The sequence below is a fragment of the Paenibacillus sp. FSL H7-0703 genome, from assembly GCF_038003485.1.
GTDB lineage: Bacteria > Bacillota > Bacilli > Paenibacillales > Paenibacillaceae > Paenibacillus > Paenibacillus polymyxa_B.
In genome coordinates this window covers 59,212-83,665 of record NZ_JBBOPF010000003.1, presented here as the reverse complement: position 1 = coordinate 83,665, position 24,454 = coordinate 59,212, and the positions used below count along the sequence as shown (strand labels likewise).

Annotated in this window: 27 protein-coding genes; 26 read left to right on the top strand and 1 reads right to left on the bottom strand. The window is 46.8% G+C overall.

What is annotated here, in order from left to right; all coding sequences use genetic code 11:
• The first annotated feature begins 57 nt into the window (after positions 1–57).
• The 19 genes from MHB46_RS25750 to MHB46_RS25660 all read left to right on the top strand — a co-directional run bounded on the left by MHB46_RS25750 (position 58) and on the right by MHB46_RS25660 (position 17,981).
• A complete protein-coding gene (locus tag MHB46_RS25750) occupies positions 58–927 on the top strand; it encodes a heptaprenyl diphosphate synthase component 1 (RefSeq protein ID WP_341163921.1) in 870 nt (289 codons plus the stop codon).
• A 9-nt stretch (positions 928–936) separates the two neighbouring features.
• On the top strand, positions 937–1,665 hold the full coding sequence (locus tag MHB46_RS25745; RefSeq protein ID WP_061829257.1) for a demethylmenaquinone methyltransferase: 729 nt from the start codon (positions 937–939) through the stop codon (positions 1,663–1,665).
• Positions 1,658–2,530 carry a UbiA-like polyprenyltransferase gene (locus MHB46_RS25740; protein WP_028540635.1) on the top strand — a complete coding sequence of 291 codons (873 nt, stop codon included), beginning with the start codon at positions 1,658–1,660 and terminating at the stop codon, positions 2,528–2,530. The genes MHB46_RS25745 and MHB46_RS25740 overlap by 8 nt, the downstream gene beginning before the upstream one ends.
• On the top strand, positions 2,530–3,189 hold the full coding sequence (locus MHB46_RS25735; RefSeq protein ID WP_061829214.1) for a UbiX family flavin prenyltransferase: 660 nt from the start codon (positions 2,530–2,532) through the stop codon (positions 3,187–3,189). Before MHB46_RS25740 ends, MHB46_RS25735 begins: the two co-directional genes overlap by 1 nt.
• Positions 3,146–4,012 (top strand): menaquinone biosynthetic enzyme MqnA/MqnD family protein, encoded by an 867-nt coding sequence (locus MHB46_RS25730; protein ID WP_165177225.1) that lies wholly within the window; start codon positions 3,146–3,148, stop codon positions 4,010–4,012. Before MHB46_RS25735 ends, MHB46_RS25730 begins: the two co-directional genes overlap by 44 nt.
• Positions 4,009–4,983, top strand: a complete 975-nt coding sequence (locus tag MHB46_RS25725) for a polyprenyl synthetase family protein (protein WP_254325409.1) — start codon at positions 4,009–4,011, stop codon at positions 4,981–4,983. Before MHB46_RS25730 ends, MHB46_RS25725 begins: the two co-directional genes overlap by 4 nt.
• Positions 4,984–5,093: 110 nt before the next feature.
• Positions 5,094–5,537, top strand: a complete 444-nt coding sequence (gene ndk / locus MHB46_RS25720) for a nucleoside-diphosphate kinase (RefSeq protein ID WP_061829211.1) — start codon at positions 5,094–5,096, stop codon at positions 5,535–5,537.
• A gap of 30 nt (positions 5,538–5,567) precedes the next feature.
• Positions 5,568–6,368, top strand: a complete 801-nt coding sequence (locus MHB46_RS25715; RefSeq protein ID WP_341163920.1) for a CheR family methyltransferase — start codon at positions 5,568–5,570, stop codon at positions 6,366–6,368.
• A 229-nt stretch (positions 6,369–6,597) separates the two neighbouring features.
• Entirely contained in the window at positions 6,598–7,767 is a 1,170-nt protein-coding gene (gene aroC, locus MHB46_RS25710) for a chorismate synthase (protein ID WP_341163919.1), read from the top strand.
• Between the two features lies 1 nt (position 7,768).
• A complete protein-coding gene (aroB, locus tag MHB46_RS25705) occupies positions 7,769–8,863 on the top strand; it encodes a 3-dehydroquinate synthase (RefSeq protein WP_322159782.1) in 1,095 nt (364 codons plus the stop codon).
• Between the two features lie 2 nt (positions 8,864–8,865).
• Positions 8,866–9,240: a chorismate mutase gene (gene aroH / locus MHB46_RS25700; protein WP_013310718.1), complete on the top strand. Its 375-nt coding sequence runs from the start codon at positions 8,866–8,868 to the stop codon at positions 9,238–9,240.
• Between the two features lie 385 nt (positions 9,241–9,625).
• On the top strand, positions 9,626–11,176 hold the full coding sequence (trpE, locus tag MHB46_RS25695) for an anthranilate synthase component I (RefSeq protein ID WP_341163918.1): 1,551 nt from the start codon (positions 9,626–9,628) through the stop codon (positions 11,174–11,176).
• A 34-nt stretch (positions 11,177–11,210) separates the two neighbouring features.
• On the top strand, positions 11,211–12,257 hold the full coding sequence (gene trpD / locus MHB46_RS25690; RefSeq protein WP_025723078.1) for an anthranilate phosphoribosyltransferase: 1,047 nt from the start codon (positions 11,211–11,213) through the stop codon (positions 12,255–12,257).
• Entirely contained in the window at positions 12,247–13,041 is a 795-nt protein-coding gene (trpC, locus tag MHB46_RS25685) for an indole-3-glycerol phosphate synthase TrpC (RefSeq protein WP_069289827.1), read from the top strand. The genes trpD and trpC overlap by 11 nt, the downstream gene beginning before the upstream one ends.
• Entirely contained in the window at positions 13,038–13,709 is a 672-nt protein-coding gene (locus MHB46_RS25680; RefSeq protein WP_341163917.1) for a phosphoribosylanthranilate isomerase, read from the top strand. Before trpC ends, MHB46_RS25680 begins: the two co-directional genes overlap by 4 nt.
• Positions 13,706–14,902 (top strand): tryptophan synthase subunit beta, encoded by a 1,197-nt coding sequence (trpB, locus tag MHB46_RS25675; RefSeq protein WP_013310713.1) that lies wholly within the window; start codon positions 13,706–13,708, stop codon positions 14,900–14,902. Before MHB46_RS25680 ends, trpB begins: the two co-directional genes overlap by 4 nt.
• A complete protein-coding gene (gene trpA, locus MHB46_RS25670; protein WP_023989161.1) occupies positions 14,899–15,705 on the top strand; it encodes a tryptophan synthase subunit alpha in 807 nt (268 codons plus the stop codon). The genes trpB and trpA overlap by 4 nt, the downstream gene beginning before the upstream one ends.
• 57 nt (positions 15,706–15,762) lie before the next feature.
• Positions 15,763–16,866, top strand: a complete 1,104-nt coding sequence (hisC, locus tag MHB46_RS25665; protein ID WP_341163916.1) for a histidinol-phosphate transaminase — start codon at positions 15,763–15,765, stop codon at positions 16,864–16,866.
• A gap of 26 nt (positions 16,867–16,892) precedes the next feature.
• Positions 16,893–17,981 (top strand): prephenate dehydrogenase, encoded by a 1,089-nt coding sequence (locus MHB46_RS25660; RefSeq protein ID WP_341163915.1) that lies wholly within the window; start codon positions 16,893–16,895, stop codon positions 17,979–17,981.
• A 279-nt stretch (positions 17,982–18,260) separates the two neighbouring features.
• Here MHB46_RS25660 and MHB46_RS25655 read toward each other — a convergent pair whose 3' ends face one another.
• Positions 18,261–18,875 (bottom strand): class I SAM-dependent methyltransferase, encoded by a 615-nt coding sequence (locus MHB46_RS25655; RefSeq protein WP_341163914.1) that lies wholly within the window; start codon positions 18,873–18,875, stop codon positions 18,261–18,263.
• 681 nt (positions 18,876–19,556) lie between these two features.
• Here MHB46_RS25655 and MHB46_RS25650 point away from each other — a divergent pair.
• The 7 genes from MHB46_RS25650 (at position 19,557) to MHB46_RS25620 (ending at position 24,303) form a co-directional block, all read left to right on the top strand.
• Positions 19,557–20,153 carry an RNA polymerase sigma factor gene (locus MHB46_RS25650; protein ID WP_172828252.1) on the top strand — a complete coding sequence of 199 codons (597 nt, stop codon included), beginning with the start codon at positions 19,557–19,559 and terminating at the stop codon, positions 20,151–20,153.
• The gene (locus tag MHB46_RS25645; protein ID WP_254325417.1) at positions 20,150–20,776 is read left to right on the top strand and encodes an anti-sigma factor; all 627 of its coding nucleotides are present in this window, start codon (positions 20,150–20,152) and stop codon (positions 20,774–20,776) included. Before MHB46_RS25650 ends, MHB46_RS25645 begins: the two co-directional genes overlap by 4 nt.
• Before the next feature lie 70 nt (positions 20,777–20,846).
• Positions 20,847–21,449, top strand: coding sequence for a histidine phosphatase family protein (locus tag MHB46_RS25640; protein WP_068941607.1), 603 nt, complete (start codon positions 20,847–20,849; stop codon positions 21,447–21,449).
• A 165-nt stretch (positions 21,450–21,614) separates the two neighbouring features.
• Positions 21,615–22,724, top strand: a complete 1,110-nt coding sequence (locus MHB46_RS25635) for a hypothetical protein (protein WP_341163913.1) — start codon at positions 21,615–21,617, stop codon at positions 22,722–22,724.
• 52 nt (positions 22,725–22,776) lie between these two features.
• Positions 22,777–23,283: a gamma carbonic anhydrase family protein gene (locus MHB46_RS25630; RefSeq protein WP_023989153.1), complete on the top strand. Its 507-nt coding sequence runs from the start codon at positions 22,777–22,779 to the stop codon at positions 23,281–23,283.
• A 22-nt stretch (positions 23,284–23,305) separates the two neighbouring features.
• Positions 23,306–23,485 carry an IDEAL domain-containing protein gene (locus tag MHB46_RS25625; protein WP_013371655.1) on the top strand — a complete coding sequence of 60 codons (180 nt, stop codon included), beginning with the start codon at positions 23,306–23,308 and terminating at the stop codon, positions 23,483–23,485.
• Positions 23,486–23,658: 173 nt separating this feature from the next.
• Positions 23,659–24,303, top strand: coding sequence for a DUF1405 domain-containing protein (locus MHB46_RS25620; protein ID WP_341163912.1), 645 nt, complete (start codon positions 23,659–23,661; stop codon positions 24,301–24,303).
• The last annotated feature ends 151 nt before the right edge of the window (positions 24,304–24,454 follow it).

The window sequence follows — 24,454 nt, the reverse complement described above, 5'->3', positions numbered from 1 at the left end:
ATATAAGGCATTGCAATTATTTGAGTATAGCAGAAAGTCATGTCTCGGAGGCTTAGGATGAAACCGTATCGCGTACCCCAATTAGCAAGGAAATATGTGGAATACGACATGATTCAACAACATACGGAAATGCCGGCTTTTCCTGACAGCCGTACCCGTTTGATGTTTGTGTTTTTGAACCGGAATGCGCAGGAGCTGCATGCCAGTGAGGACGAACTGTACGCATTGGTAACCTCACTTGTGCAGATGGGGCTGGATACGCATGATATGATTGATACTTTATCCGGTATACGGAGCCCGGAGGAGATGCGTTCCAGACAGCTGAAAGTGTTAGCAGGGGACTATTTTAGCAGTCGTTTTTACCAGCTGCTTGCACTGGCAGGCCGCATCACGGCCATTTCGAAGCTGAGTGATGCTGTATGTGAAGTGAACGCAGGGAAAATGAGTCTGTACTGGGGAATGAAGCAATTCCGATTGGATGCAACTCAGTATTTAACTCAGATGGTTCGTTTCAAAAAGGAGCTTTTTTTATCATTCACTTCACTTGTAGCAGAACAGGATCAGGAAATTTGGAAGCAGCTTCTCAACAAATTTGCTCTCTGTGATACCTTGGTGGAGGAATGGGGCAAGCGGGCAGAACCGGACAAGTCCCGATTCGGATATATGTTCTGGCATATTTATGGTAACGGGGACCGGAACGAGCAGGCATTGCTTTCAGGGAATGGTACTGACACTGAAGCATGGCGTAAGCTGGTTCTGAAATACAAAGCCGAGGATGCGATACTGGACAAGCTTCGCACGGCTGTTACACACATCAGGCATATCCTGTCAGATGATCAAAATACAGGGATCGAGGAATTTGAACGCATGCTTGAGCCTTTCCAGAAGCTGCTAAATAGTCCGCACCCAGTTGTGAGGGAAGGTTAGGTGAACGTGATGGGATCAAGCGACACCAAGCCGAAAGAGCAATTCGTTCATGGTGTGTTTGAAAGCATAGCAGGTAAATACGATTTGATGAACGATATACTGAGCTTTCGCAGACATAAGGCTTGGCGGAAATTTACGATGAAAAAAATGAACATGCATCGCGGCGATACGGCAATCGATCTTTGCTGTGGCACATGTGACTGGACGCTTGCGATGGCGCGTGCAAGTGAAAGTGGTCACATCGTAGGACTGGATTTTAGTCAGAACATGCTCAATGTTGGCGAGCGTAAGATTACATCAGAATCCCGTGAAAAGCAAATTAAGCTTGTTCAGGGCAACGCGATGGAACTACCTTTTGAAGATAATTCATTTGATTATGCGACGATTGGTTTCGGTCTGCGCAACGTGCCTGACCTGCGCCAAGTGTTACAGGAGATGCAACGAGTCGTCAAACCTGGCGGGCAGGTCGTATGTCTGGAATTGTCCAAACCTACTTGGCAGCCGTTCAAGGGGATTTACTACACATATTTTCAACACATCTTGCCCATGCTCGGCAAATTGTTCGCCAAACGTTATGAGCAGTATAAATGGCTCCCTGATTCGTTGGCGCTTTTTCCAGGAAGGGATGAGTTGGCTGGCATCTTCCGTGAAGTCGGATTGAAGGATGTCCAGGCTCATTCTCTCACCGGAGGCATTGCGGCATTGCACATTGGAATCAAGGAGAGTCAGCATGTTTAAGAAAATTGCTATTTTTTTGGAAATGATTAAAATTGAACATACGTTATTTGCGCTCCCATTTGCATTCATGGGGGCTGTATTGGGGTCTGTTATCGTGACAGGCAACCTTCCCTCCTGGCCGCAGATCGGCTGGATCCTGCTAGCTATGGTTGGCGCACGTAGCGCGGCTTTTGGCTTCAATCGTATGATTGACCGGGTGATTGACGGAAAAAATCCGCGCACAGCAGGACGCGCTATCCCGGCGGGGTTGCTCAAATCGAGCGAAGTGGTGATTTTCATTATCGTCAGTTTGGTGTTGTTATTCTGGGCATCATTCAAGTTAAGTCCGCTGGCGTTCAAGCTGTTCCCGCTGGCCTTTTTTATGCTCGTTTTTTATTCTTACACCAAGCGTTTCACTTGGCTTTGCCATATTGTACTTGGTCTGACCATTGGTTTGGCGCCACTCGGCGCGTGGGTTGCAGTAACGGGACAAATAGATTTGACCGCTATCGTACTATATCTCACGATTGCATTTTGGACGGCGGGATTTGATGTAATTTATGCTTGTCAGGATATAGATTTTGACCAAAACGAAGGAGTTTATTCTATTCCTGCCCGTTTTGGTGTAGCAGGTGCGTTGAACATCGCTCGGGCATTCCACGTCATTACGGCAATCGGATTTATTGTATTGTTCTTTATTGCAGATTTAAGCTGGTGGTATCTGGCGGGCATGATTATTTCGTACATTATTTTATTTTATGAACACTATATCGTATCTCCAAAAGATTTGAGTCGATTGCAGACGGCATTCTTTACTATGAACGGTGTACTTAGCACTGTCGTATTTGCCTTTACACTGATTGATTTGGTGGTGCGTCAGTACTAATGAATAATCAGGTGAGCGGACATCAAGGCAAACGAATCGTTATTGGCATTACAGGCGCGAGCGGAAGCATTTATGGTGTGCGACTGGTAGAGACTCTGCTGGACTTGCAATACACAGTTCACCTGATCGTTTCCAATGCTGGCTGGCGGGTGTTGAAAGAGGAGTTGGGCTGGAATGTGACTGACCGGGAAGGGGCTTTGAATGAACAATTCGGAGGCCGTCCCGGTTCTCTTGTATACCATCCGTTCACAGATATTGGAGCTTCGATTGCGAGCGGCTCTTATTTGGTGGATGCGATGATTATCATGCCATGCTCGATGGGGACGTTGTCAGCAGTAGCACACGGTTCGTCCGATAATCTCATGGCGAGGGCAGCGGACGTGATGATGAAGGAAGGTCGGCCGCTGATCCTTGTGCCTCGTGAGACGCCTCTACATGCCATTCATTTGGAAAACATGCTTAAGCTTGCGAGACTCGGCGTCAAAATGATTCCGGCTATGCCGGCTTTTTACTTTCATCCCAAGACGCTGGATGATATTGTGCTGTTCCTCGTAGGCAAAGTATTGGACAGCTTGCGTATAGAACATCAACTGTTTACGAGATGGGGGGATTCCGATGCCGACACCGGACACCAAGACAATCACAATCGGAAAAATTAAATATACAAACGCTTGGCCTATTTTTCATTTTTTTAATCCTTCTAAGCTTCTCCATTCGGCGGAGATGGTTTCTAAAGTTCCGGCTGAATTGAATCGAGGTATGCTGACTGGGAGTTTGGATATCAGTGCGATGTCCTCCTTTGCGTATGCATCGGGTGCTGAGGAAATGCTATTGTTGCCAGATTTATCCGTCAGTGCAGATGGTCCTGTGCAATCCATTTTACTATTTTCACGCAAGCCGCTGGACGAAATCAAAAACGGAACCATTGCACTTACGAATACGTCTGCTACATCCGTGAATTTGTTGAAAATTTTGATGCAAAAGGCATGGGAAGGCCATCCTTCCTATTTTGACTGTGAACCGGATCTTGACTTGATGCTGGAACAGGCAGATGCAGGGCTATTGATTGGAGATCACGCGATTAAGGCATCTTGGCGAAGTGAAGATCTGTATGTTACGGACCTCGGAGAAGAGTGGAAGCGCTGGACGGGCTACAGTATGACTTTTGCTGTATGGGCAGTACGACGTGCTGTTGCTGCTCAGAATCCTGCCGCGGTGGCTGAAATTGCGAGTGCGTTCCGCGCAAGCAAGCAGCGTAGTCTGTCGGACCTGACGCCTGTTATTTCTGAAGCATGCGAGGAAATTGGAGGTCTGCGAGATTATTGGGAGCGCTACTTTACTAATCTGTGTTATGATTTTGGAGAGAAGCAACAACAAGGTTTAGAGCTTTATTTTCAGTATGCGCATGAACTGGGGCTGCTTGACCGACGAGTGAAGCCGCTTCTCTGGAGTGACAATACGCTGACACGGGTGAAAGAATGAAACGATTGGATTTGTTTGGTTTATTAAAGAAGGATATGAACTTTATAGAAGAAGAGTTGTACCGCAGTATCGACAGTACGGAGCCGTTGATTAATGATACGTCGCTTCATCTGCTTAAAGCAGGGGGCAAGCGTTTGCGTCCCGTATTTGTATTGCTGGGAGGCAAGTTTGGAGAATATGATCTGGACAAGCTCAAGCGTATAGCGGTACCTCTAGAACTGATTCATTCTGCCTCTCTCGTTCACGACGATGTGATTGACGATGCGGAAATGAGACGCGGTCAACCCACGGTGAAGTCCAAATGGGACAATCGGGTGGCTATGTACACCGGAGACTACATATATGCACGTGCGCTGTCTATTGCTGCTGGACTGCCGAATCCCGACATTCACCGGGTTCTGTCTAAAGCGCTGGTGCAGATGTCCATTGGTGAAATGGAACAGATTCGTGATTTTTTTAATGTGGATCAGAGTGTGCGTAATTATTTGCTTCGCATACGTCGCAAAACAGCATTGTTGATTGCGGTTAGCTGCCAGTTGGGAGCTATGGCTGCAGGGGCACGGGAAGGTATCAATTCCCTGCTGTACAGCTATGGCTATAACGTAGGTATGGCTTTTCAAATTCAGGATGATCTGCTCGATCTGTGTGGCACGGAAAAAAAGATTGGCAAGCCGCCGGGCAGCGATATGAGACAGGGGAATATTACGCTTCCAGTGATTTATGCGCTCGAACAGCCTGAGCTGCGTGCAGATCTACTGGCTGAAATCCGCCGCATTCAGGATGGGGATGGGCAAGGAGATGCACGCAAAGCGGTGGATATGATCAAAAAAAGTGAAGGAATCGCTAAAGCTGAAATTCTCGCCGACCGATATATTAATAAAGCGCTAAACGCGCTGGACTTACTACCGGATGTCAAAACAAAAAAGACGCTACGCGATATTGCTCATTTTGTAACACGCCGCTCCTACTAAAGTTGTGTTTTGGGTTTGCTGTGACAAAATGCTTTAACCGTTTCCAAGCTTTCTGTTACAATACAGTTTAGTACTGTATAAATACATTAGATTGGATTGGGAGTGAGCCGATGGATCGTACTTTTTTGATGGTTAAACCGGATGGTGTACAACGTGGACTGATTGGACGTATCATCAGTCGTCTGGAAGACAAAGGCTTCAAAATGGCGGCTGGCAAGCTTGTGCAAGTATCAAGAGAACAGGCAGAACGGCATTATGCAGAGCATGTGGGCAAGCCTTTTTTTGAAGAACTTGTAGGCTTTATAACATCAGGCCCTGTGTTTGCTATGGTATGGGAAGGGGATAACATCGTTACGCTCTCCCGCTTGTTGATTGGTAAAACACAAGTAACCGAAGCTCTTCCGGGCACAATTCGTGGAGACTTTGCAGCACATACACCGTTTAACCTCATTCATGGTTCAGATTCACCGGAGAGCGCAGAGCGCGAGATTGCAAATTTTTTCCTGCCGGAAGAATCCGTTCGGTATGAAAAAAGTGTGGCGACCTGGGTATAAGTTTAATTACGTATGAAGAAGGATGGTAGCATGACGGATATGGAACTGGGTCAGACGGACCCCGATTACACAGCGTTTATCCGCAAAATCAAGGACAGCACAGGTATTGATCTTGCACAATACAAAGAAGCACAGATGAAAAGGCGGTTAACTACGCTTCGCAACAAAAACGGGTTTCCCAGTTTTGTTTCTTTTTATGATGCCATGATGAAGGAAAAACCTCTATTCTATGAATTTCTGGATCGGATGACGATCAATGTTTCGGAATTTTGGCGAAATCCCAATCGGTGGGAAGTGCTGCGGGATACAATCTTGCCACAACTGCTTGTGGGAAAGCAGAAGCTTAAGCTGTGGAGTGCGGCCTGCTCGACTGGTGAAGAGCCTTATAGCTTGGCTATGGTTCTCGACGGTAAAGGGATTTTAGGAAATTGCTCCATTACAGCTTCCGACATTGATGATGGTGCATTGGCAAAAGCCAAGGAAGGTAAATATTTGGAGCGTTCGCTCAAGGATGTACCTGAGCAGGTAGCTAGAAAATATTTCAAGCCGGATGGTGCGATGTATCGAATTGATGACCGTTTAAAACAAGCCGTGAAATTTCAAAAGCAAAACTTGCTGCTGGATCGGTTTGAGGATGGCTATGATCTCATCATCTGTCGAAATGTAATGATTTATTTTACAGAAGAGGCCAAACATACGTTGTATCAAAAGTTTGCAGCCAGTCTTCGTCCCGGCGGTGTGTTATTTGTCGGTAGCACAGAGCAAATCTTTTCTCCTAACCAATATGGTCTGGAATCGACGGAAACCTTTTTTTATCGCAAAAAAGCATAAGCCTGCGTATATCATCCAAAGTTTTGTAGGAACTTATTTATATCTTTGAGTAATTGATGGTTGGCTTATCAGCAAAGCACGTCCTTTAGCCCCTTTGGCTAAGAGGCGTGTTTTTGTTTATCTGCATACACGTGGCTTTTCTTGTCAAAGAAAGGTGCGTATACTATAATGAAGCACAGTTAAAGATTTTAGCGATGCACAGTTTAACAGTTTAAAGGGGGAACGCGTCATGAGTTTACGTTATTTAACCGCGGGGGAAACGCATGGTCCCCAGCTAACTGCCATTGTAGAGGGTATGCCGAGCAATTTAAAATTGGATTTTGAGGAATTGAATTTTCAGCTGCACCGTCGTCAGAAAGGATATGGACGGGGTCGGCGTATGCAGATTGAAAAAGATACGGCGAAAATTGCCGGAGGCGTACGTCACGGCTACACCACGGGTGCACCGATTGCGCTGGTTGTAGAAAATAACGATTGGAAGCACTGGCAGAACATTATGAATATTGAGCCTATTGAAGGCAGTGATGAAGAAAAACGTCGGGTTCACCGACCACGTCCGGGTCATGCGGATTTGAATGGCGGAATGAAATACAACCTGAAGGATCTTCGTAACGTGCTGGAGCGCTCCAGTGCACGCGAAACAGCAATTCGTGTGGCATGCGGCGGTTTGGCCCGTCAATTGCTGGCTGAGTTCGGAATCAAGGTGGCAGGTCAGGTCATCCGTATTGGGGAAATCGAAGCTCCTTACCGTGATTTGCCGATTGATGAGCTGATTGCCGTGACAGAAGCCTCCTCGGTGAGAGTAACCGATCCAGAAACCGAAAAGAAAATGGAAGCATACATTGATCTGATCAAGCAAGAAGGTGATTCAGTCGGTGGGGTAGTGGAATGTATTGTAGAAGGTGTTCCGATTGGTCTGGGCAGTCATGTACAGTATGATCGGAAACTGGATGCACGTATCGCACAAGGCGTCATGTCGATTAATGCATTTAAAGGCGTGGAAATCGGCATTGGCTTTGAAGCAGGTGAATTGCGCGGTTCACAGGTGCATGACGAGATCCTATATGATGAGGAACGTGGATATCACCGTCGTACCAATCGTTTGGGTGGTTTTGAGGGTGGCATGACGAATGGAATGCCAGTTGTGGTTCGTGGCGTAATGAAGCCGATCCCTACACTCTACAAGCCTCTGCAAAGCGTCGACATTGATACAAAGGAAGCGTTCACTGCACAGGTTGAGCGTTCAGATGCATGTGCAGTACCCGCGGCTAGCGTAGTTATGGAGCATGTGGTAACTTGGGAGATTGCGAAAGCTTTGCTAGAAAAATTCGGCGGGGATTCGATTGAAGAGATTCGCGCGAATATTGCATCCTACGAAGAACAACTGGGGCGGTACTAAGATGAGTACGCTGACGGTACAGCTTGGGGAACGTTCTTATCCTATTCATATCGGACGAGGGCTGTTACATCGAGCCGGAGAGTTGTTGAAGGAACGAGGAATTGCGCAAAAAAGCCCGTTGTTGATTGTTTCTGACGAAAATGTAGCGGGATTCTACTTGGCAACATTGGAGAGCAATCTTCAGGCATCTGGCTACAAGACAGTGTCCTTTGTCGTTAAACCAGGTGAAACCTCCAAGTCGCTTGCTGTATTTGAGCAGGTCATAACAGCAGCCATTGAGGGCGGCTTGGATCGCAATTCAGCCGTTATTGCACTTGGTGGTGGTGTGGTGGGCGATTTGGCTGGATTTGTGGCGGCTTCTTATATGAGAGGTGTCAAGTTTGTACAGATCCCCACTACGATCCTTGCCCATGACAGCAGCGTGGGCGGTAAGGTTGGCATCAATCATCCTTTGGCGAAAAATATGATAGGAGCCTTCCACCAACCGGAACTTGTGTTATATGACGTAGATACGTTGTCAACATTACCTCCTCGTGAGGTATCTGCGGGGCTTGCTGAAATGATCAAGCATGGCTTGATCTGGGATGCTGATTTCGCCCAGTGGTGCCGTGACCATGCGACTGATTTACTTGCGCTGGATGCGACAGCTCTGGAGTACGGTCTGGAAAAGGGATGTTCCGTAAAAGCCGAAGTGGTGTCGCGCGATGAACGAGAAAATGATTTGCGCGCTATTCTAAACCTAGGTCATACGATTGGTCATGCAATTGAAGCCATTGCGGGATACGGTGAGTTTTTACACGGGGAAGCCATTTCTATTGGTATGGTCGGCTCCGCACTTTTGGGCGTGAAGCTGGGGGCAGATCCTTCTTTGGTAGATGAAACGAAGGAGATGTTGTCTTCGCTACGGCTACCGACCTCCCTTCCGTCACATCTCGATACAGATCGGCTGCTGGACGCGATGATGCATGACAAAAAGTTCAAAGAAGGCAGCATTACTTTTGTCGTCCCACGTAGCATCGGGCACGTGGAGGTTGTGAAGGATATTTCCGTCTCTTACATCCGACAAGTTATTGAACAGTTAAAAGAGGGGGCGTAACGATGTACAATCGGGGAATTCGTGGCGCGACGACCGTAGTGAATAATGAAGAAAACGAAATTTTGGAAGCAACATGCCAACTACTGGAGGAAATTGTATCCTACAATGAAATTCAGCCGGAGGATATTAGTAACGTATGGATTACGGTGACCCATGACCTGGATACTGCCTTTCCAGCCAAGGCCATTCGTCAGCTTGATGGCTGGGATATGGTTCCGCTCATGTGTGCATTAGAAATTCCTGTGGCAGGCAGTTTACCCAAGTGCATCCGTTTGATGGTACAGGTGAACACCGATAAATCCCAGCGGGAAATTAAACATGTATATTTGAACGGAGCACAGGCGTTAAGACCGGATCTGGCTTCCCAAGGGAAATAAGTGCCCGTTTTTAAAGTTGATGGTTGCCAAAGTAACATTCCATGAGATATAGTGTGTGTAGCAGAGTTAAGTAGAGTAGAGTTAGCCAGAGACAGAGTTGAGATGAGAAGAGTGCAGCCTTAGTCAATTCCATATGAGATTACAGAGACCGGCGGTAGCAGGTAAGCTTTTGTCTATGAAGAGATATTCTTCTACAGAGAAGCTTATTTGAGGCAACCTGCGCGGTTAGACAAAAGGGATGAGTGTATACTTATCTATTTGCTGTAGTCATTTACATATGGAGCATTCTTATAATTTCAATAACTGACAGCCTCTACCTTACCGGTAGAGGCTTTTTTATATTCTCTCCTTTGGTTCTGCGCCAATTTGGAAAGGAAGTGATCTCATGTTAACGCCGCATGTGGAGCAAGTGATAACGATGGCGAATGAATTTAACCTGATTCCTGTGTACAAAAAAGTGCTGGCTGATATGGAGACGCCGATTCGGATTTTCCGTCGGTATGCCGAGCGGGACCGTGCCTTTCTGCTAGAGAGTGTAGAGGGAGGCGAACAGTGGGCGCGACATTCATTCATCGGTACAGATCCGTTTCTAATGGTCTCGGGTAAAAAAGGACGTTTGATATTGGAACAACACGGTAAACGGCAAATATTAAACGACAAGCCGATTGAAGCGCTCAAAGCATTGCTTCGTAAATACCGTAGTCCGAAACTGAAAGAAATGCCTCCATTTACAGGCGGGGCTATCGGATTTTTTGGATATGACTTGCTTCAATACTATGAAAAGCTGCCAGAGCATTCGGTAGATGATTTGAATATGGATGATATTCGTTTTATGTTCTGCGATCAAGTCATTGTTTTTGATCATGTGAAGCAGCAAATTTTGCTGGTCGGCAATGTTCATATAGGCGAAGGGTTTCGCGATGAGGACATTCGTGCTGCTTATGCTGATGTGGAACGCAGGTTGGAGGAAACGGCGCAGTATCTGCGCAAGCAGACCCCGCCTGAGCGATTAGGATCGGCTTCCATTCCTGATGATGTGGAACTAGGTGAGATCCAATCCAATATGACGAAGGAACAGTTTATATCAAACGTAGAGCAGGCGAAGGAGTATATCCGCTCCGGTGATATTTTTCAGGTTGTACTATCCCAGCGTTTTCACATTGATACAGAGGCCTCTCCTTTACAGGTATACCGCGTGCTGCGCACGATGAACCCGTCGCCATATATGTATTATTTGAAAATGGATGACGAGATCATCGTAGGCACCTCGCCTGAGGCACTCGTCAAGGTGGAAAACGGCCGGGTAGAAACCCGTCCTATTGCAGGAACGAGACCGCGTGGGGTAACGGAGACAGAAGATGCGGCACTTGCTGAAGAACTGTTAAACGATGAAAAAGAACGTGCAGAACATCTGATGCTGGTCGATTTGGGAAGAAATGATTTGGGCCGTGTATCACAGTTTGGCACAGTCAAATGCGATACGTTCATGGAGATTGAACGCTATTCCCATGTCATGCACATTGTATCCAATGTGTCAGGTGAGCTACGGGAGGACAAAGATTTTTTCGATGCTTTCCTGTCTTGTCTGCCAGCCGGCACCGTATCGGGGGCTCCGAAACTACGAGCCATGGAGATTATTGCTGAGTTGGAGCGGGAAGCACGCGGACCCTATGCAGGGGCGATTGGATATTTAGGCTTCTCAGGCAATATGGACGCTTGCATTACGATTCGCACGATTGTGTTTAAAAAGAACCGGGCCTATGTCCAGGCAGGCGCTGGAATTGTGTGGGACTCGGTTCCGGAAAGCGAGTATCAGGAGACGGTGAACAAAGCGAAGGCATTGCTGAAGGCAATCCGTACGGCAGAAGTGATGTTCCCGGCAACGACACAGCCCTATAACAGCGTCATCAACCAGGATTATTTGTACACTCCGTAACACACAAAAATCTGATTTTGAGGAGGAGACGACAATGGAACGACATGACATGATGCAAGTGGGGTTAAGCCGGATCATTGAGGGACAGCACCTTTCGCGTACGGAGGCCCGTAGCGTAATGGAACAGATTATGAGTGGAAGTGCTACACAGGCGCAAATTGGCGGGCTGCTGACGGCTCTTCGCCTCAAAGGGGAAACGGTAGATGAAATCACTGGTTTTGCCGAGGCTATGCGTAGCTACGCTAGTCCAGTGCAAGCTGAAGAAGGCAGCGGTCGTCTGCTGGACACATGTGGAACCGGAGGTTCAGGGATTCACAAGTTTAATATTTCCACGATATCCGCGATCATCGCAGCTTCGGTGTCTGTACGGGTAGCAAAGCATGGCAATCGTTCTGCAAGTGGCCGTGCCGGGAGCGCTGATGTCCTGGAGGCATTGGGAGTCAACATTCATTTGACGAGTGATCAGGCTAGGTCTTGCCTGGACCGAATCGGCATCTGCTTTTTATTCGCACAGCTGTATCATCCGTCTATGAAGCATGCCGCCGCGCCGCGCCGCGAGCTGGGTGTGCGGACGGTATTCAATATGCTAGGTCCTTTGACGAATCCGGCTGGTGCGGATCGGCAGCTGTTGGGCATTTATGACGCCAACAAAACGGAAGTCATTGCCGAGGTATTGAACCAGCTCGGCTCCAAACGGGCCATGGTTGTCAGTAGTCTGGATGGGCTAGATGAAATTAGTATTTCAGCTGCGACACGAGTATCCGAACTGAAGGACGGCAAGGTTCACACGTTCGAGCTTCATCCGTCGGATCTGGGCTTGCAGACGCATTCTCTTGATCAGGTGCTGGGCGGCGACGCACAGGTTAACGCAGATATCATACGACGAATTTTAAACGGAGAGCATGGAGCTTATCGGGATGTTGTGCTAGCGAATGCAGGAGCGTGCATTTATGTATCAGGTGCAGCGGCTACCTTGACGGACGGAGTAGCACGAGCGGCAGAAGCCATTGACTCGGGACTGGCACTTTCCAAGCTGGATCAATTAATACAGGCAACGGGGGAATATCAATATGTATCTTGACAAAATTGTGGTGACGAAGCGACAAGAAGTGGAGCAGCTTAAGGAGCATTTTCAAATAAGTAAAGCTGAACGATTAATTGCTGATTTACCTGCAACGAGAGGATTCGAAAATGCGATCGCGAGCAGACGCAATCGTCCGCTCGGACTGATTGCTGAGGTGAAGAAGGCTTCCCCATCCAAAGGGCTGATTCGACCGGATTTCCATCCGGTGGACATTGCACGTGCATATGAGGGAGCAGGAGCGGATTGCATTTCTGTACTGACAGATGTGACGTATTTTCAGGGGAGCCCTGAATATTTACAGCAAATTCGCGATCAGGTGAAGATTCCGCTGCTGCGAAAGGATTTTATCATTGATGAACGGCAAATATATGAAGCTCGTCTGCTGGGAGCGGATGCGGTGCTATTGATTGCCGCTATCCTGGAACCCCGTGTATTAGGGTCTTTTTTACAGATTGCCAAGGACCTCGGGCTGGACGCGTTGGTAGAGGTGCATGACAGTGAGGAGCTTAAAGCGGTGCTGGAGCTGGGGACAGCAACCTTAATTGGCGTAAATAACCGAAATCTGCGGACATTCGAGACTCGTCTCCAGACGACAGAGGAGCTGATCTCACTAATTCCTAAAGGGGTTACGTTCATCAGTGAGAGCGGAATTGCGGGACCGGAAGATGTTAATTATCTGCATTCGGTAGGTGCACACGGTATCTTGGTGGGGGAGCATCTGATGCGCAAGGAAGATGTAGGACAGGCTGTAGCCGAATTGATGGACGGGGTTAAAGCATGAACAAAACGGGCGTAAAAATTTGTGGACTTCAAAGCGTTGAAGTGCTAAAATCTATGGTAAACTTACCGGTCGATTATATAGGTTTTGTGTTTGCTGACAGCAAGCGCCGGATTGACGGCGTACAGGCTGGAAAGCTGCTTCGCGTATTAGATGAATGGACCTCAGGCAGCAGACCGCGCAGCGTGGGTGTATTTGTGAACCCTGGTGATGCACTGTTAAATGATGTGATGGAGAAAGCACCCTTGGATGTCATACAGCTGCATGGACAGGAGAGTCCGCAGCGCTGCCGGGAGATCAGGGAGCGTTTTGGTATACAGGTATTCAAGGCATGGTCTGTGGACAGTCAAGGGCAGCTAGAACGCTCGGCGGACGAATTGGATGCCTATGTCGGGACAATTGACGCTTTACTGCTGGATACATACGATCCCCTGTATGGTGGCGGCTCCGGAAAAACGTTTGCGTGGGATCGAATTCCTGCCTATCAGGCTTGGACTCATCAACATGGAATTCCTTTGTTTGTAGCCGGCGGGCTGACTGCCGATAATGCGGAAAAGCTAGTTCATGAGTATCATCCCGATGGGCTGGATGTATCCAGCGGTGTAGAGACGAACGGAGTCAAGGACATTGCAAAAATCACAGCATTCGTAGAAAGGGTGAAGCAGGCATGACACAATTACCTGATAACAACGGACGTTTTGGAACATTTGGAGGACGTTTTGTACCGGAAACGTTGATGAACGCACTGATTGAATTGGAGGAATCCTACCGTAAGTACGCGGATGATCCCGAGTTTAAAGCAGAGTTGAACGGGCTCCTAAAGGACTATTCTGGTCGGGAAACGCCACTTTATCATGCGGAGCGTCTGAGTCAGCATTTGGGCGGAGCTAAAATTTACTTGAAGCGCGAAGATTTAAATCATACCGGTGCCCACAAAATCAATAATGCATTAGCTCAGGGATTGCTGGCGAAGCGTATGGGGAAACAGAAGGTCATTGCTGAAACAGGCGCGGGACAGCATGGTGTCGCGACAGCGACTGTGGCTGCGTTGCTCGGATTGGAATGCAAGGTGTTTATGGGCGAAGAGGATACTGTGCGCCAGCAGCTGAACGTCTTTCGGATGCAGCTTTTGGGTGCAGAGGTCATTCCGGTGACATCAGGTACACGTACACTTAAGGATGCCGGGAATGAAGCTTTGCGTTACTGGGTCAGCCATGTCCATGATACGTTCTATATTTTGGGTTCAGCTGTCGGCCCGCATCCTTATCCGATGATGGTGCGGGACTTCCAGCGTGTGATTGGTGATGAAACACGTCGCCAGATCCTAGAGAAGGAAGGCAGACTTCCGGATGTCATCGTGGCAGCGATCGGTGGCGGAAGCAATGCCATCGGCATGTTTTATCCTTTTATTGAGGATCAGGGTGTCGCTTTGATTGGCGTGGAGGCCGCTGGAAAAGGTGTCGAAACGGAATTCCATGCAGCTACGATGACCAAGGGAACACAAGGGGTCTTCCAAGGCTCTATGAGTTATCTGCTTCAGGATGAGTACGGACAAGTGCAGCCTGCGCATTCCATCTCGGCTGGACTGGATTATCCAGGTGTTGGACCGGAGCATTCATACCTGAAAGATATTGAGCGGGCCAAGTATGTTCCGATTACCGATCAGGAAGCGCTGGATGCGCTTCAGCTTCTCTGCCGTACCGAAGGAATACTTCCTGCATTAGAGTCGGCACATGCAGTTGCACAGGTCGTCAAGCTGGCACCTACGTTGACGGCAGATGATATTATCGTCATATGTTTGTCTGGACGCGGGGATAAAGATGTGGACTCCATTATCAAGTATTTGGGAGGAAATCCGTCATGAATTTAATTGATCAGGCGTTTGGTCGCCTTAAAAATGAAGGCAAAACGGCATTAATTCCTTTTCTGACGGTAGGCGACCCGGATGTGGATACTACAATAGAGATCATTAGGCAGTTAGAGTCGGCCGGAGCTGACATATTGGAACTGGGTGTACCCTATTCCGACCCATTGGCTGACGGTCCTGTAATTCAGCGCGCGTCTGAGCGTGCACTGAAACGGCAAATTTCCATCCGCACGTGCATGGAGACAGCTTCTCTGGCTAGGGCGGCAGGTTCAAGCCTGCCTTTTATTCTGTTCACGTATTATAACCCTGTATTACAGATGGGTATGGATGCTTTCTTCGCAGGCTTGCAGGAGCACGGTATCAGTGGTCTGATTATTCCGGACCTTCCGCTTGAGGAAGCGGAGGAGCTGGGAGGACGGGCAGCAGAGGTGGGTGTGCATCTGATTCCTCTGGTGGCTCCAACTTCTGAACAGCGGATCGAGCGAATTGTCCGTCAGGCCCGAGGATTTGTATACTGTGTATCCTCGCTGGGTGTAACCGGGGAAAGAGCTTCCTTTTTTGAAGGGATAGAGGGTTTTATCGCGCAGGTCAAACGGCATACGGATATTCCGGTAGCGGTCGGTTTTGGGATCTCTACTCAAGAGCAGGTGGCCCGGTTTTCAAACATTTGCGATGGAGTTGTGGTCGGCAGTGCTATTGTACGTCAGGTGGAAGAAGCCATTCCATTGCTGAATGATTCTGCGCGCAGGCAAGAAGGTCTTTTGCAAATTCATAATTTTGTGGCACAATTAAAGCAGTAATGGCTGTCAAAATAGAAAGTAATAAATATGTTCTGATTGGATAGAGGAGGTAGGGGTATGCAACCTAAACCGCATATTGTACATTTGCCAGTATATCAGCCCGGTAAACCGATTGAAGACGTAAAACGTGAGCTGGGACTCGATGAAGTCATCAAGCTCGCCTCGAACGAAAATCCGTATGGTAGCTCTCCCAAAGTGTTACAGGCCATTCAGCAGGAGTTTGCTAACATTAGTGTATATCCTGACGGAAGTGCGGTAGCTTTGACACAGGCACTAGCTAAACGGACGGGTTTAAAAGAAGAACAGTTTATCTATGGCTGCGGATCTGACGAAATAATTGCGTTGATTACGCGTGCTTTTCTCCTTCCCGGGGAAGAAAGCATTATGGCCGATCAGACATTTTCCGTATACAAAAGTAATGTGGAAATTGAGGGAGCGGTTGCAGTTGAGGTGCCTTTGCGTGACGGTGTACATGATCTGGATGCTATGCTGTCCCACATCAATGACCGTACAAAAATTATTTGGATCTGTAATCCAAATAACCCGACGGGCACGATTGTACCCGAAGCAGAGCTGATTGCGTTTTTGGACCAAGTACCAAAGCATATCATGGTTGTACTGGATGAAGCCTACGCCGAGTTTGTGACAGATCGCTCGTATCCCGACGGCATTGGTTTGTTGCCAGCGTATGAAAACCTGGTTGTACTACGCACCTTCTCCAAAATCTATGGGCTTGCTTCGCTGCGCATTGGTTATGGTATGGGAGCTGAGTCAATCATTCGCTTGATAAATCAGGTTCGTGAACCGTTTAATACATCACGGGTAGCACAGGCTGCGGCCATTGCTGCCTTGGAAGATCAGGAATTTGTTCAAGAATGCCGGGATCGTAATGCAGAGGGCAGAGCTTATTTGCAAAATGAACTCAAGCGTCTGGGGCTGGAGTCTTTCCCGGCACATGGTAATTTTATTATGCTGGATGTACGTCGTCCATCCGGTGAGGTATTCCAGGAGTTGCTTCGTAAAGGTGTGATTATTCGCGCAGGTCATCATAAATATCCGACATATATTAGGGTGTCGGTTGGATCACAGCCGCAAAATGAGTTGTTTATTCGTGTGCTGGAACAGGTCCTGGGGGCGGAAGCGGCGAAAGTACGCCTATAATTTCCGCAGATGGGATTTGATAATTGATGAAGATTGCCATTTTCGGCGTGGGACTGATTGGTGGGTCCCTCGCACTTTGTTTTAAAGGGAAGCCGGATATTACTGTTGTCGGCCATGCCCATCTCCCTGAACTGATGGAACCGATGTTAAGCCGTGGTGTCGTGGACACCGCGACTCTTTCGGTTGAAGAAGCGGCAGAGGATGCCGATTTTATTTTTTTATGCGTACCTGTGGGCTTATTGGAACATTATCTCGAACTGTTAAGCAAGCTACCGCTTAAAACGGGTTGTATTATTACTGATGTAGGCAGCACGAAATCGGCAATTGCCAAAAAAGCATCAGAAATTTCTTTGCGCAACGCTTACTTTATCGGTGGTCATCCGATGGCCGGTTCGGAGCGTTCCGGTGTAAAGGCAGCTTCCGCATTGTTATTTGAAAACGCATATTATGTGCTTTCCCCGGCAGAGGGTGTGCCTGAGGAAGCATACAGTTCACTGGAACGTTTATTAAAATATACTAGTGCTCATGTTGTGCGTGTCCAACCTGATATGCATGATGATATTGTCGGTGCGATTAGCCATCTTCCGCACATTATTGCAGCGGCGCTGGTGAATCAGGTGCGAAAGCACAATGATGAAAATCCGTTGTACCGTACATTGGCTGCGGGCGGGTTCCGTGATATTACACGGATAGCCTCTAGTGATCCGGTTGTGTGGCGGGACATCTTACTGAGCAATCGTGAAGTTTTACTAGGCCTGTTGGAAGAATGGAACGAACAGATTGAGCGTTTTACCCATTTACTGAGAATACAAGACGGTGAGGGAATAGCTGACGAGTTTTTGACAGCTGGGCACTTCCGCAGTGAACTGCCAGAGCGTCGCAAAGGAGTCATCGTCTCCACGTTTGATCTGTATATTGATGTACCGGATACCCCAGGGATTATCGGGCGAATTGCTATGGAACTCGGTAATCACAGCATTAATCTGAGCAATATGCAAATCATTGAAAGCCGGGAGGATGTCCCAGGCATCATGCGGCTTTCCTTCCGTCAAGAGCAGGATTGGGAGCGTGCCAAGATTCTGCTGGATTCGATGGGGTATAAAGTGGTGGTATAGGAAGGAAAGTGAGATGTTCGTTAAGGAGGCCGCTTCGCGATTCATTTGATCTTACGATCGCTCTTGCCGCCGGATTTTTTTCGATCAGATTCTTTAATGGGAAAATCCGGCGGCAAAGGCGAACGCTACGCTTCTCCAGATTCAAATGAACCTCTACGCTATGGACCGCCTTAAAAGCACCACACTTTCTGGGAGTGAAGTAGTAAGAAAAGATCTAAAGCGGGTGAAGGTTCTCTTCGCTCGCTTTTTTGTTACTTGAAGAGGTAGTGGAGCTACGCGTTATTTTGTAATTACTATCTTTCTATACATACCGTTGAACATTATAGGTGCATCCTCTTTGATCCGCAGTTTTGTTTTTTGGGTTTCAAGCAGTTCTTCAAAATTCAACCCTATATCGGTTCCTAACACCTTAATAACGGGCCTTATCGTTTTTTTGAATAATGAGGGCTTTTTTCCTTTAGGAGAAAACTTATCGAAAATAATAATTTCCCCGTCTTTTTTCAAAACCCGCACCATCTCATCGAAGCATTTATTTGCGTTAGGTACTACTGAGAGAATTAAACTTCCTACTACTATATCAAATTGCTCATCCATAAAATTCATTTGTTGAGCGTCCATTTCCAAGAATTTTATGGATTTGTTGGTAAATTTACCCTTTTCTTTGTTAAGCATTTCAGGTGAATAATCTATGGCAGTAATATCCAGCCCGTAGTGATTTATTAATTCTAAATCTGCTCCAGTTCCTACACCTACAAAAAGTATTTTTTGCTCGCTATTAAATGACTTTTCTTGAAATATGATCTTTCTAGAATTGAGGAAGCTACCTGAATTGAAAAAGTTATCATAAATTGGAGACCAAATCTTATATACAGCCTTGTTCCACTTATTATTCATTTCCTGCCCCCTATCTATTGAAAAAATTAATTATATAATAATGTGTTTTAATGGGACAACCAAATAATTGGTAAAATATTGATGTATTTTATCAACCTACATATGGGGTAGGTGAGTAAGGTAAAGAGGAGTATTGGAAAACAAAAAAAGACCACCCGGGTAAAGCCCCGGGTGGTAGCTACTTTTAGTGAAGTAGCTGAGTAGGATAGGAGTGGAGAGAAACCATACTGTACTTTTATTATATGTATACGTTTTCATTTTGTCAATATTTTTTTAAAAGCGTTTTCTTTATGTGTATTTATCCTTATTGATGCATTTGAATAGAACACTTTCAATGGGTTTGTCATTTAATCTTGAAAAAATCTAAAATCCCCTGAAAAGCTGTATAAATGAATCAGGTACCAGCGTTAGGGAGGCATTGATAGAAATCGTGGGGATTTTGGACTTTTTTACTGATGGACATTTTGTGGTACAATGGGTAAGTCCATTTTGGATGTTGAATATTGTTGGGGATAGCACCGTTAATGTTGGCACTACATAGGGTAAGAAAATAATAAATGTTCCATGATGCTGTTTCATCCATTTGCGCAGAGGGCGCAACTTTTTTTGACCTGTTCGGTATATATAGACAGAATCGAACGGGAAAACAGCACATGTATGGGCGAGGAGGGTCTCACTCGGATGATGACAGATTCCCAGATGATTCAGGAAATCAAACAAGGTAATGTTGAGGTTTATTCAGAATTAATGAGGCGGCACCAACGTAAAATTTTAGCTTTTGTTTATCATATGCTGAAAAGTTCGAACCTGGAAATGATTGCTGAGGACTTGTGCTCAGAAACGTTTTATAAAGCGTATCGGAGCCTGCATTCTTTTCGCGAGGTAGACGCATCGTTTTCCACTTGGTTATATACGATTGCACGTAATACGGTGCTAAGTGAGCTTCGCAAGCACCGTAGCGGTCAGGTTCCATTGGAGGAGAGCGGTTATGTACCAGTAGCTCCATCGGATGTAATTCCGGAGCAGGCTGTCCTTCGCGGCGAGAAGGTAGAAATGGTTCGTGAAGCGATCAATAGATTGCCTGAGAAGCAGCGATCTGCACTGATATTGCGTGAATATGAGCAATTGGATTATCAGGAGATTGCGACTATTTTAGGACAGACGGTCAGTGCAGTGAAGTCATTGCTTTTCCGGGCAAGATCCAGTGTGAAGACGCAGTTGGAGCCTTATTTTTTTGAGCCTCTCTATGAGGAAAACGAAGGGATGAGCAGCCAATGAAATCCAGGGACACTGAGGATTTGTTCGCTACAGGCAAAAATGTATCGAAACAAGACTCGGAGCGCAGACGGGCCAAAAGCTCGTCTGCTGGGTGGGAGCATGGTTCGGAAGAAAAAGAGTGGAATTTGTCAAAAGAAAATCGGTCCGCCATTCGTGATATTTCCTTTGAAATAACAGATGATAAGCTAGAGGCAATGAATCGCAGAGTCATGGATCGAATTTATGAAGAATCACCGTGGCTTGTTCCGGGCGAGCATCGACGTGCGCGTGTGAACCCAGCAGCCCGTAAGTATATGTCTGTATGGATCGCCGGCTTCTTGGCCGTATTTTTATGTAGCTTTTTGTTTTTGAACTGGAACGGAAGCTCCTCTCAGGAAAATCCCCCTCAAGCAGCTCCTGTCATGGACACAGGTATTTTACCGACAGGCCTGTTGGAAACTACAAGTACATCTCCACAATATCAATACCACATTAAAGATGTGAATAGTGGCATTATGGACCCGCTGGTTGCTAGCATTGTTCCTACTTATCCGCAATACTGGATGTTGTTGTCTGTATTGGCACTTGCGCTTGCTTTATTTTCTCTGGGCTGGATCCATCGGGCGAGAAGGGTCAGAAATTAGCAGGACAGCTGGGCTCCAATATGAATTCATAACAATGCCTGAATAACAAAACAGCGGAGGAAACGACACGATGCTTATTGGCTTGATCAGACATGGATTGACGGATTGGAATGCGGTAGGGAAAATCCAGGGTCACAGTGATATTCCGTTGAATGAGGAAGGGCGTCGGCAGGCACGCTTGCTGGCAGAACGATTAAAGGAAGAACCTTATCATTGGGACGGGCTTATTACAAGTAGTCTCTCCAGAGCGAAAGAGACCGGGGAGATTATTGCTTCTGCTCTGCATCTCCCGTTGTTAGAGCCTGATGATCGACTAAGAGAACGTGCTTATGGTCAGGTCGAGGGCATGACCCAGGCCGAGCGTGAAGAGAAGTGGGGAGTCGACTGGCATCTGCTGGATCTAGGGCAGGAAAGCGATGCGGATCTTCAGCTTCGCGGACTAGCTTTTATGGAAGCCATTTGGACGGAAAATCGGGACAAGAATCTGCTGGTCGTTTCCCACGGCGGTTTTTTGGCTAATTTGTATAAGGCTCTGTATCAGGAAAAATTCACGGAACGAATCGGCAATTTGTCACTTAGTGTACTCCAGCGTGAGGATATGGATTGGGCACCACTTTTGTATAATTGCACGAAGCATTTGCAAGAGAAAAGTGACTGTAACTCAAAAAGTTAGTAAAAGACCAAGGCTTCTACTTATCGTAGGAGTCGTGGTCTTTTTTGTTTTTTAATTATACCTTTGCAAAAAAGAGGTTTAGAGTCTGAACAATCCGTCAAAGCTGTGGGTACAACAGGTAAGAATCAATTCCGGATGACAGTCCAGTGACGAGGCGATGGAACAATGAATCTGGCGGATATGCTGACATTTGCGGATATTGTGCATTTGAACAGAATCGCGGTGTATTACGATTGTGACTGTAAACCTAATTCCAAACATGAGTTGATCCAGGGGATTTTGACGAAGCTCGGCAGCAGTAGTTTTTTTGAGACGCAGGTCAAGGAGCTGAGGTTGTCAGAGGTAAGGTTTTTGAACGCGTTGCTGTTCGATGACCGACCGTATTTCAGCATGGAGGAATTGATTGCAATAGCCAAACAGTCTGTTGAGGAGGACGAGAATCCTGGTGAGCGGCCAAGGGATATTGTGACCCGTCTGCGTTCTAGTGGCTGGTTGTTCAACGGTTCGACGCACAATACGAGGTATTTGTTCCAAATTCCGTTGGATATGAAGGAGCGCTTTCGACGTGTTATGGTACATGACTTCCAAAACGGAATGACCCGGGTAAGCGAACCGCCGTCGTACCGGGATGAAGGGCATCTGCTGGCAGAGGATTTACGGCTTTTCCTTCAATACATGGGGCAGCATGAGGTTCCGCTAAATCCCGAGGGAGCTTGGTATCGTCGCAATCAGCAGCAGCTGATGGAACATTTGCACATTGCGGAGCCGCTTTTGGGTAAGGGAGGATGGCGTTTCGGGTATGGCTCCTCTTTTAAGTTTTATCCAGACCGAATGGCACTACTTTATGATTATGCCCGTCACTCCAAGTACATTGAGGAGAAAGGGGACCAAGTTGTGCTGACGGCAAAGGGAGAAGCGCATCAGGAGCATACAATTGAGGAAGAAATGATACAGCTATTCAGGTTTTGGTTAAGATTGTATAAAGGAGCCGTTCCTAATTTGCTGTCTCTAGTCTATTGGATTGGAGAATGTGCCAGGCCCTGGACGTCCTCAGAGTCGCTTTTTGTACATATCGGCCCACTGATTCGACCGTTTTACTATGATACGCCCCGTTCGGTCTTTGATCAGAGGATTATACGAATGATGCTTCACTTGGGTATGCTTCGTCAGGGTGAACATTCGACGGGACCATCTGTACAGATGACGGCCTGGGGGCTGAAGTTGGCGGGAGAGTGCCGCATTGGGCGGAACGACTCGGGTATACGGCTCCATTGACAAGCAGCACACATGTTGATAGAATTTCACCCAAAATGAGAGGGTGAAGTTGTTGCTGATTCACTATAACGGAAACATGCCACAGCTCCATTCATCTGTCTATATGGCAGAAGGAGCAAAAATTGTCGGAAAAGTAACGATCGGTCAAGATTCCTCTGTATGGTTTAATGCCGTACTGCGCGGAGATATGGCGCCTATCATCATCGGTGAACGCTGCAATATTCAGGACGGTGTCGTGGGACATGTGAACACGGATCAGCCCCTGTTGCTGGCGGATGATATTTCGGTAGGTCATGCTGCAATAATCCACGGTTGTACGGTAGGCAAAGGCACTTTAATCGGTATGGGGGCCATTGTACTCAACGGAGCGGAGCTTGGTGAATATGCTTTAATAGGAGCAGGGTCGGTCGTTACGGAAAATACCAAAATACCACCCTATACTCTTTCTCTCGGTACACCTGCCAAAGTGGTGCGCGAATTGACAGATGCAGATTTGCAGCGGATGTCACGAACGGCACTCAGCTATGTGGCGAAAGGAAAAGAATATAGGATCTCTTAAACTCATGTTGGAGGTGCATCCTATGGATAAAATGAAGGTTACTTATGAAGTAATGTTGGGCCTGTCTGCTGAAATGGTTTTGGACGAGGCATTACGTAAACACCGGAGTGAAAAACTCTACAAGGATATTGATGAGGCGCTAGCCTCCGGAGATGAAGTAGCTTTTCGTCATCTTACGGATGAGCTGAAAGCAATGAGTTAGAACAATCTTAGGAATCCTAAGTTGGATTTCAGACGAATCTTTAGTTCAAGATTATGATCATCAAACCTGACTGTAGCGGCGGTCAGGTTTTTTTGATACGCTTGGATATGATATAGTCTTTGTAGGATGGGACCTGTACAAGGCAACTGTCGTATGAACGGAGGATGAAGGACGTGTCGTTACCTTATTTGTGGAGCCGGTCGTTCTTGACGAGCCGGCCTTTTTTGTGGCTGCTGTTCTGGTGTAATCTGGTTGGAACGGTGTATGGGTACATATGGTATGGGGGGCAGTTGGAATATACACTAAATTATCACCCAATGTGGCAGATTGTATTTGTGCCTGATAGTCCAACGGCGAGTCTGTTTTTTACGATCTCTATAGCATTTTTGCTCTATTCTCCGCGTCTCAAGAGTTTGAAGGTCATTCGCCAGATCATCGAGGCGTTGGCTGTTGTCACGAGTGTAAAATATGGCATCTGGGCTTCAGCTATTATTTTTTGGGGAGTTGCGCAGGGGGGACATATGATATGGCAGGATTGGATGCTGGTGGCATCTCACACGGCAATGGCGGTCGAAGCACTGCTGTTCGTGCGTTTTTTCACCTGCAAATGGACTGCTTTATGCCTAGCCACACTCTGGACATTGTTAAATGATACAATGGATTATACATTTGGTATATATCCGTATCTTCCGAAGACGCTAACGGATGATGTACCACAAGTGCGTGCTTTTACCTATATGCTGACCCTTGTCAGTATTATAGCGGCATGGCTTGCCATGTTTGCGCGCAATCGAATGGGAGTAGAAGTGGAGAAATAAAGATGAACATTGTTATAAACCAAAAAGAATATATATTTAAAAAAGGAACCGTGATGATCATAAAATAAGAAAGAGCTTTAATCATTTAGCCAAACAAAGTTTTGGCTTTGATTTTGAAGCTTGGTATCAATTGGGCTTTTGGAATGATAAA

What these genes read in the sequence shown, in the direction of transcription:
- MHB46_RS25750 (WP_341163921.1), top strand. Translation starts at nt 58, where the DNA reads ATGAAACCGTATCGCGTACCCCAATTAGCAAGGAAATATGTGGAATAC.
- MHB46_RS25745 (WP_061829257.1), top strand. Translation starts at nt 937, where the DNA reads ATGGGATCAAGCGACACCAAGCCGAAAGAGCAATTCGTTCATGGTGTG.
- MHB46_RS25740 (WP_028540635.1), top strand. Translation starts at nt 1,658, where the DNA reads ATGTTTAAGAAAATTGCTATTTTTTTGGAAATGATTAAAATTGAACAT.
- MHB46_RS25735 (WP_061829214.1), top strand. Translation starts at nt 2,530, where the DNA reads ATGAATAATCAGGTGAGCGGACATCAAGGCAAACGAATCGTTATTGGC.
- MHB46_RS25730 (WP_165177225.1), top strand. Translation starts at nt 3,146, where the DNA reads ATGCCGACACCGGACACCAAGACAATCACAATCGGAAAAATTAAATAT.
- MHB46_RS25725 (WP_254325409.1), top strand. Translation starts at nt 4,009, where the DNA reads ATGAAACGATTGGATTTGTTTGGTTTATTAAAGAAGGATATGAACTTT.
- ndk (WP_061829211.1), top strand. Translation starts at nt 5,094, where the DNA reads ATGGATCGTACTTTTTTGATGGTTAAACCGGATGGTGTACAACGTGGA.
- MHB46_RS25715 (WP_341163920.1), top strand. Translation starts at nt 5,568, where the DNA reads ATGACGGATATGGAACTGGGTCAGACGGACCCCGATTACACAGCGTTT.
- aroC (WP_341163919.1), top strand. Translation starts at nt 6,598, where the DNA reads ATGAGTTTACGTTATTTAACCGCGGGGGAAACGCATGGTCCCCAGCTA.
- aroB (WP_322159782.1), top strand. Translation starts at nt 7,769, where the DNA reads ATGAGTACGCTGACGGTACAGCTTGGGGAACGTTCTTATCCTATTCAT.
- aroH (WP_013310718.1), top strand. Translation starts at nt 8,866, where the DNA reads ATGTACAATCGGGGAATTCGTGGCGCGACGACCGTAGTGAATAATGAA.
- trpE (WP_341163918.1), top strand. Translation starts at nt 9,626, where the DNA reads ATGTTAACGCCGCATGTGGAGCAAGTGATAACGATGGCGAATGAATTT.
- trpD (WP_025723078.1), top strand. Translation starts at nt 11,211, where the DNA reads ATGGAACGACATGACATGATGCAAGTGGGGTTAAGCCGGATCATTGAG.
- trpC (WP_069289827.1), top strand. Translation starts at nt 12,247, where the DNA reads ATGTATCTTGACAAAATTGTGGTGACGAAGCGACAAGAAGTGGAGCAG.
- MHB46_RS25680 (WP_341163917.1), top strand. Translation starts at nt 13,038, where the DNA reads ATGAACAAAACGGGCGTAAAAATTTGTGGACTTCAAAGCGTTGAAGTG.
- trpB (WP_013310713.1), top strand. Translation starts at nt 13,706, where the DNA reads ATGACACAATTACCTGATAACAACGGACGTTTTGGAACATTTGGAGGA.
- trpA (WP_023989161.1), top strand. Translation starts at nt 14,899, where the DNA reads ATGAATTTAATTGATCAGGCGTTTGGTCGCCTTAAAAATGAAGGCAAA.
- hisC (WP_341163916.1), top strand. Translation starts at nt 15,763, where the DNA reads ATGCAACCTAAACCGCATATTGTACATTTGCCAGTATATCAGCCCGGT.
- MHB46_RS25660 (WP_341163915.1), top strand. Translation starts at nt 16,893, where the DNA reads ATGAAGATTGCCATTTTCGGCGTGGGACTGATTGGTGGGTCCCTCGCA.
- MHB46_RS25655 (WP_341163914.1), bottom strand. Translation starts at nt 18,875, where the DNA reads ATGAATAATAAGTGGAACAAGGCTGTATATAAGATTTGGTCTCCAATT.
- MHB46_RS25650 (WP_172828252.1), top strand. Translation starts at nt 19,557, where the DNA reads ATGATGACAGATTCCCAGATGATTCAGGAAATCAAACAAGGTAATGTT.
- MHB46_RS25645 (WP_254325417.1), top strand. Translation starts at nt 20,150, where the DNA reads ATGAAATCCAGGGACACTGAGGATTTGTTCGCTACAGGCAAAAATGTA.
- MHB46_RS25640 (WP_068941607.1), top strand. Translation starts at nt 20,847, where the DNA reads ATGCTTATTGGCTTGATCAGACATGGATTGACGGATTGGAATGCGGTA.
- MHB46_RS25635 (WP_341163913.1), top strand. Translation starts at nt 21,615, where the DNA reads ATGAATCTGGCGGATATGCTGACATTTGCGGATATTGTGCATTTGAAC.
- MHB46_RS25625 (WP_013371655.1), top strand. Translation starts at nt 23,306, where the DNA reads ATGGATAAAATGAAGGTTACTTATGAAGTAATGTTGGGCCTGTCTGCT.